At 67.2% G+C, this 7590-nt stretch carries 6 protein-coding genes; 5 read left to right on the forward strand and 1 reads right to left on the reverse strand.

Annotation, left to right across the window (positions count from 1 at the left end; translation table 11 throughout):
• The first annotated feature begins 2 nt into the window (after positions 1–2).
• The 4 genes from mreC to rodA (HFK18_RS07965) are packed head-to-tail and all read left to right on the forward strand — an operon-like array spanning position 3 to position 4953.
• Complete coding sequence (mreC, locus tag HFK18_RS07950; protein WP_180165594.1) at positions 3–1268, forward strand: rod shape-determining protein MreC; 1266 nt, start codon at positions 3–5, stop codon at positions 1266–1268.
• Positions 1265–1750 carry a rod shape-determining protein MreD gene (gene mreD, locus HFK18_RS07955; protein ID WP_099820622.1) on the forward strand — a complete coding sequence of 162 codons (486 nt, stop codon included), beginning with the start codon at positions 1265–1267 and terminating at the stop codon, positions 1748–1750. Before mreC ends, mreD begins: the two co-directional genes overlap by 4 nt.
• A gap of 3 nt (positions 1751–1753) precedes the next feature.
• Entirely contained in the window at positions 1754–3844 is a 2091-nt protein-coding gene (gene mrdA, locus HFK18_RS07960) for a penicillin-binding protein 2 (RefSeq protein WP_180165596.1), read from the forward strand.
• On the forward strand, positions 3841–4953 hold the full coding sequence (gene rodA, locus HFK18_RS07965; protein WP_180165598.1) for a rod shape-determining protein RodA: 1113 nt from the start codon (positions 3841–3843) through the stop codon (positions 4951–4953). Before mrdA ends, rodA (HFK18_RS07965) begins: the two co-directional genes overlap by 4 nt.
• Positions 4954–5222: 269 nt before the next feature.
• On the opposite strand, the gene HFK18_RS07970 is transcribed toward rodA (HFK18_RS07965), so the two are convergent.
• On the reverse strand, positions 5223–5633 hold the full coding sequence (locus HFK18_RS07970) for a hypothetical protein (protein WP_180165600.1): 411 nt from the start codon (positions 5631–5633) through the stop codon (positions 5223–5225).
• Between the two features lie 423 nt (positions 5634–6056).
• On the opposite strand from HFK18_RS07970, the gene rodA (HFK18_RS07975) reads away from it, so the two are divergent.
• On the forward strand, positions 6057–7133 hold the full coding sequence (rodA, locus tag HFK18_RS07975; RefSeq protein WP_180165642.1) for a rod shape-determining protein RodA: 1077 nt from the start codon (positions 6057–6059) through the stop codon (positions 7131–7133).
• The last annotated feature ends 457 nt before the right edge of the window (positions 7134–7590 follow it).

Consider the following 7590-nt stretch of genomic DNA (forward strand, 5'->3'; position numbering starts at 1 on the left):
CCGTGCCGCCCTACGCCGGACCTCCCGTCGCTTCCCGATCCGGTGATGCCGCCAGCCCGCTGCGGCTGCTGGCCTATCTCGCACTGGCAATCACCTTGATCGTCCTCGACGACCAGGCCGGCTGGCTGGCGCGTCTGCGCGAGCAGGCCAACAGCCTGGTGCAGCCGGTGTGGGCCCTGGCCGGTCTGCCCGGCAAACTCGGCGGACAGGTGCGCGACACCGCGGCCAGCCACGGCCAGCTGGTGACCGAGAACCGCGAGCTGCGCAACCAGCTGCTGCTGGCCAACGCCCGCCTGACCCGTCTGCAGACCGCCGCGCTGGACAACGCCCAGCTGCGCGAACTGCTGAACGTGGCCGAGCGCAGTGGCCTGGACGTGCAGCTGGCGCCGATCCTGGACATCGACCTGGACCCGGTCAAACAGCGCCTGGTGCTGGATGCCGGCAGCCGCGAAGGCGTGCACGTCGGCCAGGCGGTGATCGATTCCGGCGGCCTGATGGGCCAGGTGATCAACGTGACTGCGGGCAGCTCCACCGTGCTGTTGCTGACCGACCCCGACCACGCGGTGCCGGTGACCGTGGCCCGCAACGGCGTGCGCCTGATCGTCTACGGCCGCGGCGACAAGCTGGAACTGCGCGACATCCCGCTCAGCGCTGGTGTGGAAGTGGGCGATGAAATCGTCACGTCTGGTCTTGGCGGTCGCTTCCCGGCGGGATTCCCGGTGGGCACCATCACCGGCCTGCGCCCGGACGACACCCATGCCTTCCTGGTGGGGGAACTGAAGCCGGCCGCGCAGCTTGATCGCGGCCGCGACGTGCTTCTGCTGCGCCCGGGCGCTGCGATCCGCATTCCGCCGAACCTGCGCCTGCAGATGGAACAGGGTGCTCCCGGTGGCCCTGCCGATGCCACCGCGCTGCCGAGCGGCACCACGCCTGCAGGTACGCAGCCCACCCCGGTAGTGCCGGCCGCTGGCCAGCAACCGTCCTCGTCTGCGACGAGGCCGGCTGCCCCCGCATCCCACCTCACCCCCGCGCCTTCGGCGCGCGTCCCTCAACAAGAGGGGGGCTCTCCCCAAGCCGGCTCCCCGGTAGTGCCGGCCGCTGGCCGGCAACCGTCCTCGCCTTCGGCGACGCCGGTTGCCCCCGCATCCCCCCTTAACCCCGCGCCTTTGGCGCACCCCCTTGAACAACAAGGGGGCTCCACTCCAGGCAGCTCCACGGTAGTGCCGGCCGCTGGCCGGCAACCGGCCACACCGGAGGCGCAACGATGAGCCGCCTTCGCGACAACCGCTGGGTGCTGCCGGCCAGCGTGGTGGTGGCCCTGCTGCTGGGCCTGCTGCCGTTGCCGGCGCTGCTGCAGCCGCTGCGTCCGTATTGGCTGGCATTGGTGCTGGCCTACTGGGTGATCGAAGCGCCCGAACGCGTCGGCCTCGGCATCGCCTTCGCCAGCGGCGTCGTCGCCGACCTGCTGTATGGCGGGGTGCTGGGCGAACAGGCGCTGCGGCTGGTGATGCTGGCCTTCATCCTGCAGCGCTTCCGCGCGCGCATCCGCTTCTTCCCGATGTCGCAGCAGATGCTGGCCATCGGCGGCCTGCTGTTCAACGACCGCATCGTCAGCGCGCTGGTCCACATCATGGTGGGCGAGCCCACCCTGCCGTGGTCGTACTGGTGGGCACCGCTGCTCGGCATGGGCCTGTGGCCGCTGGTGTTCGTGCTGCTGGATGCGGTGCGCTTCGGCAAGCGCGGGCGCTGAGCCATGCTGCCGCGCCGCCAGGTCAAGAATCCGCACGCCGAAGCCGAACAGTTCCGGCGCCGCGCGGCGCTGGGTTTCTTCGGCGTGCTGGTCTGCCTGCTGGGCCTGGGCGGCTGGTACTTCAAGCTGCAGGTGCTGGACCACGACATCTACGCCACCCGATCCGAAGCCAACCGCATCAAGCCGCGGCCGGTGGTGCCCGGGCGCGGCATGATCTATGACCGCAACGGCCGCCTGCTGGCCGAGAACGTGCCGGCGTTCCGCCTGGATGTCACCCCGGACAAGGTCAAGGACATGGATGCCACCCTGGAAGGGCTGGCGAAGATCATCCAGATCAGCCCGGAAGAACTGGAAGCGTTCAACAAGTCGCGCAAGGCGCGCCGCAAGTTCCTGCCGGTCACGCTGAAGCTGCGCATGAGCGATGAGGAAATGGCGCGCTTCGCCGTGGACCGCTGGCGCTTTCCCGGCGTCGAGCTGGAACCGTACCTGACCCGTCGCTATCCCTATGGCGACCTGTTCGCGCACATCATCGGTTACGTCGGCCGCGTAGACGACAAGGATCTTGAGATCCTCGGCGAAGGCAATGCTGCGCTGACCCATATCGGCAAGTCTGGCCTGGAGCGCTATTACGAGCAGGAACTGCGCGGCAAGGTCGGCTACGAGCAGGTCGAGACCAACGTGCAGGGCCGTGCGATCCGCACCATCGGCCGCGTCGCCGCGCAGTCCGGCGCCGACCTGCGTCTGTCGATCGACGCCGACCTGCAGCGGGCGATGGTGGCCGCCTTCGGCGATCAGGAAGGCTCGGCGGTGGCGATGGACCCGCGAACCGGTGAAGTGCTGGCAATGGTCAGCCTGCCGTCCTACGACCCGAACCTGTTCGTCAACGGCATCTCGCATGCTGATTTCAAGGCGCTGAACGACAACCCGTCGCGCCCGCAGTTCAATCGACTGGTACTCGGCGGCGTCGCTCCCGGTTCCACCCTGAAGCCGTTGATCGGCCTGGCCGGCCTCGATTCGGGCGTTCGCCGTCCGGAGGACAAGGTGCTGTCGACCGGCATGTTCTACCTGCCCGGCACCTCGCGTGGCTGGGGCGATTCGCACCGTGGCGGTCACGGCTGGACCGATCTGCGCAAGTCCATCGCGCAGTCGGTCAATACGTACTACTACCGGCTGGCATTGGACCTGGGCATCGAGCGGTTCGACCACTACATGGAGTACTACGGCTTCGGCCAGCCGACCGGCATCGATCTGACCGGCGAGATCTCCGGCATCCTGCCGTCGCCGGCCTACAAGCGGAAGAGCCGCAAGGAAGCGTGGTATCCCGGCGACACGGTGAACATCAGCATCGGCCAGGGCGATTGGAAGGTCACCCCGCTGCAGCTGGCCCGTGGTGTCAGCGGCCTGGCCAATGGCCAGCTGCGCACGCCGCATCTGGTGATGCAGCAGCGTGCTGGTTTCGACAGCGACTGGGTGGCGACAGAGCCCGGCCCGAGCAAGCCGGTCAGCCCCAACCCGAACAATCTTCAGGCCGTGCGCGAAGGCATGATGGCCACCATGCTTCCCGGCGGCAGCGCCGCACGCATGGCGGCCGGCGCGCCGTACACGATGGCGGGCAAGACCGGTACCGCGCAGGTCGTCAGCCGCAAGGGCACCGCCGCGGTCAATCCCAGAAGCCTGCCGATGCACCTGCGCCACCGTGCGCTGTTCGTCGGCTTCGCGCCGGCCGAGCAGCCGGTGATCGCGCTGGCCATCGCCGTGGAAGGCGGCGGTTATGGCGGCGCGGCGGCCGCACCGATCGCGCGCAAGATCTTCGATGCCTGGCTGCTGGGCAAGATGCCTGAGGGCATGCAGCCGCTGGACAGCGAGCGCGGCACTACTGCTATCGGCGCGACTGCCTTCGACAATGAAGACGTGGGCGCACGCCAGGCCGGCGATATCGCCGCCGCGCAATTGGCCGAGCATCCGGTGCTGATCGGTATTCCTGCGCCGGAGCCTGTGCCGGCACCTGCGCCGGCACCTGCGCCCGGTGCGCCTTCTGCGGCAACCGTGCCGGCCGGCACGCGCCCGACCCCTGCTGCGGAGGCTGCGCGATGAAGGAGTTCCTGCGCTGGGCCGGCGAAATGCTGCAGCGGTTCTTCAGCAGCCTCGACTGGCTGCTGTGCCTTGCCCTGGGCGCGCTGATGGTGATCGGCCTGGCAACGTTGAAGAGCGCTGGCGGCGATGGCCTGGTGATGGCACAGGGCGTGCGTTTTGCCGTGGGCCTGGCGGCGATGTGGGGCATCTCGCGGGTGTCGATCCTGCGCATCCGCTCGGCCACGCCGCTGATCTACGCCATTTCGATGATTCCGTTGCTGGCGGTGTTCGCGCTGGGCACGGGCAAGTACGGCCGGCAGTGGCTGGACCTGAAGTTCTTCTACCTGCAGCCGGCCGAACTGCTGAAGGTCAGCCTGCCGATGATGGTGGCCTGGTACCTGCACAAGATGCCGCTGCCGCCGCGCTTCAACACGGTGCTGGTGGCGATGGTGATCATCGGCGTACCGACCGGGCTGGTGATGCTGCAGCCGGACTTCGGCACCGGCGTGCTGATCGCCGCCAGTGGTGTGTTCGTGCTGCTGCTGGCCGGCCTCCCGTGGTGGTGGGTGGGGTTGGGCGTGGGCGGTGTGGCCGCGGTCGCACCCGTCGCCTGGTTCTGGCTGCTGCGGCCGTACCAGAAGGACCGCATCATGATGTTCCTGGACCCGGAGATGGATGCGCTGGGCGCGGGCTGGAACATCATCCAGTCGAAGATCGCCATTGGTTCCGGCGGTTTCGATGGCAAGGGCTGGGGCGAAGGCTCGCAGTCGCACCTGAATTTCATTCCTGAGCAGACCACGGACTTCGCGTTCTCGGTGCTGAGCGAGGAGTTCGGCTGGATCGGCGTGGCGCTGGTGCTGACGCTGTATCTGGTGGTGATCGGGCGCTGCCTGTGGATCGCCAACCAGTCGCGCGATTCGTACTCGCGGTTGCTGGCTGGCGCAACGGGCCTGGCGTTCTTCGTCTACGTGCTGGTGAACGGCGGGATGATCTCGGGCCTGCTGCCGGTGGTGGGTGTGCCGATGCCGTTGATCAGTTACGGCGGTACGTCGGCGGTGTCGCTGCTGGCGGGGTTCGGGTTGGTGATGGCGGTGCGTCGTCACAATCCGGTGCATGGCGGGTATGGGTAGTTTCCAGCCATCGGCGCAGCCCCTCGTGGGTGGTTGCTGAAAGGAACAGCCGTGGTTGGCCGGGCGGGGTGGATTCGCGGGGGACGCCGTGAACCCATCCCTGGGGGCTTGGCCGCGGCATCCATGCCGCGGACACCCCCGCGAACCCACCCCGCCCGGCCTTTGACAGTTTCCTGCGGTTGCCACCCACGCAAAGAGAAAAACAGAGCGGAAGCGGGTCGCTTCGCTCTTTGTAGTGCCGAGCCATGCTCGGCTCAGGAATGCACGCATCACGCCGCCTGCAACTGCACATCCACATATTCCGACAGGCCTCGGCAGGCCAGCAGCAGACCTTCGCGGGCGTCGTCGCCCAGTTGCTGCGTGTCGTCGCCGTCCACGCGCACGCGTTCGCTGGCGTGCAGCAGTTCCAGCAGGAAGGTCAGCCCGGCATTGGCGCGGTCGATGCGCGCCATCGCCATGCACTGCGCCTGTGTTCGCCCCTTGTGTGGCCACGGCTGACCATCCGCCGCTTCAACCTGACGGATGCGCTGCAGGCAGTCCAGCAGGGTAGGGCTGCCTGGACTGTTGGCGGCCTGCGTGGCGGTGAGCGTGGTTTCCAGTGCGCGGGCGATGTCGTCCGGCAGCTGGTGGGCGGCCTCGCCCAGCGTGGCGAACAGGTGCGGGTAGGTGGAAGCGGACATGGCGGCATCCTTGTGCGGTAGGCAAGGGCCACCCCACGTGCATGCGAGGGTGGCGGACGATGCGTGGCTCCAATACCGGTGACCAAGTGTGAAAGCGCCGGCGGGCACAAGGCCCTCCACGCACCGTCCGCCAAAGACGCACGGACGGATTGCCAGCCGACGCCGCTCAACAAGGAGAAAGCGACGCCGGCTGGCAAGCGTAAACAACACTTGGGTCAACGGGATTGGAGTCCCGTGCCACCCGTTGTCGGTGGCACTACATGATGTGCACGGGGCCCTTGCGGCTCCAATCAGAATTGTTTGAAACCCGGAAAATCCGCAGGCCAAAGGCATCCGCCACGCGCGGTGCCGATAGCGACAAACAGCGCTGACAGCTTCGCGAAAGCGCCGGTTGCTACCGTGCCTCGGGTGAAATGGAAACGAATGCTTGGCGGCTGCTGTGAGGCAGTGCGCACGATCGATCTGCCGTTGCTGGTGGCGTTGTTGATCCTGATGGGTGCGGGCCTTGCGGTGCTGCACAGCGTGAACGGACCGGTGGCAGGGCAGGCGATGCGCTTTGCGATGGGTCTGCTAGCGATGTGGCTGCTGTCGCGGGTCTCGCTGCTGCGCCTGCGCGCGTGGACACCTGCCATCTATGCGCTGTCGATGCTTCCGTTGATGGCGGTGTATGTGATCGGTACCGGTAAATACGGGCAACGCTGGCTCAACCTCGGCGTGTTCTACCTGCAGCCCTCGGAGCTGCTCAAACTCAGCCTGCCGTTGATGATGGCCTGGTATCTGCACCGTCAGCCGCTGCCGCCGTCACCGCGCACGGTGCTGACGGCAGCAGTATTGATCGGGGTGCCAGCGGTGCTGATCCTGATGCAGCCCAATCTCGGTACCGCCACCCTGGTGACGGCCAGTGGCGTGTTTGCGTTGCTGCTGGCTGGCCTGCAGTGGCGCTGGGTGGTGGCCGGCCTGAGTGCGGTGTCGGTGGCTGCGCCGCTGGCGTGGTTCGGGCTGCTGCGGCAGTACCAGAAGAACCGTGTGCTGACCTTCCTGGATCCGGCCGCCGATCCCTTGGGCACCGGTTGGAACATCCTGCAGTCGCGCATCGCCATCGGCTCGGGTGGCCTGCAGGGGCGTGGCTGGGGCCACGGTACGCAGGCGACATTGGATTTCCTGCCGGAGTACACCACCGATTTCGCGTTCTCGGTGTTGGCCGAGGAATTCGGCTGGATCGGCGTGGTGACGGTGTTCGCACTGTATCTGTTCGTGGTCTGGCGCTGCCTGTCGATCGCGGTGCAGGCACGCGACACGCACGCGCGGCTGTTGGCCGGCAGCCTGGGCCTGGCGTTCTTCGTGTACGTGCTGGTCAACGGCGGGATGATTTCCGGCTTGCTGCCGGTGGTGGGCATTCCGATGCCGCTGATCAGCTACGGCGGCACCTCGGCGGTGTCGTTGCTGGCCGGCATCGGTCTGGTGATGGCGGTGCGCGGGCACCGGCCGGTACACGCGTAGCTTTCCAGCCAACGGCGCAGCCCCTCGCGGGTGGCCGCAAAGCAATTCATGAGGAGGCTCGGGTAGATGGGCTGCGCAGGGGCCGCTGCAAGTACGTCCCTGTAAGCTCGGTCGCCGCATCCATGCGGCTCACGCCCCTGCGCAGCCCATCTACCCGGCCACGGACACGTTCCTGTGGCGTCCACCCACGCAAGAAGAAAAAAGATCAAAAGCAAAAGCAGCATGGCCGGTTGCCCACGATTCCAGTAGAGCCGAGCCCGCGCTCGGCTCAGAGCGCAGCGACCCGCTGTTGCTCTTAGCTCTTCTTTTCTCCTTGCGTGGGTGCACGCCGCAGGAAACCGTCAGAGGCCGGGCGGATTGGGTTCGCGGGGGTGTCCGCGCCATGGATGGCGCGGCCAAGCCTCCATGGACGGATTGCGGTGGTCTAATCAACTTGGACACTCGATAGGATCATTTT

Origin of the sequence: Stenotrophomonas sp. SbOxS2 (assembly GCF_013416715.1) — a bacterium.
GTDB lineage: Bacteria > Pseudomonadota > Gammaproteobacteria > Xanthomonadales > Xanthomonadaceae > Stenotrophomonas > Stenotrophomonas lactitubi.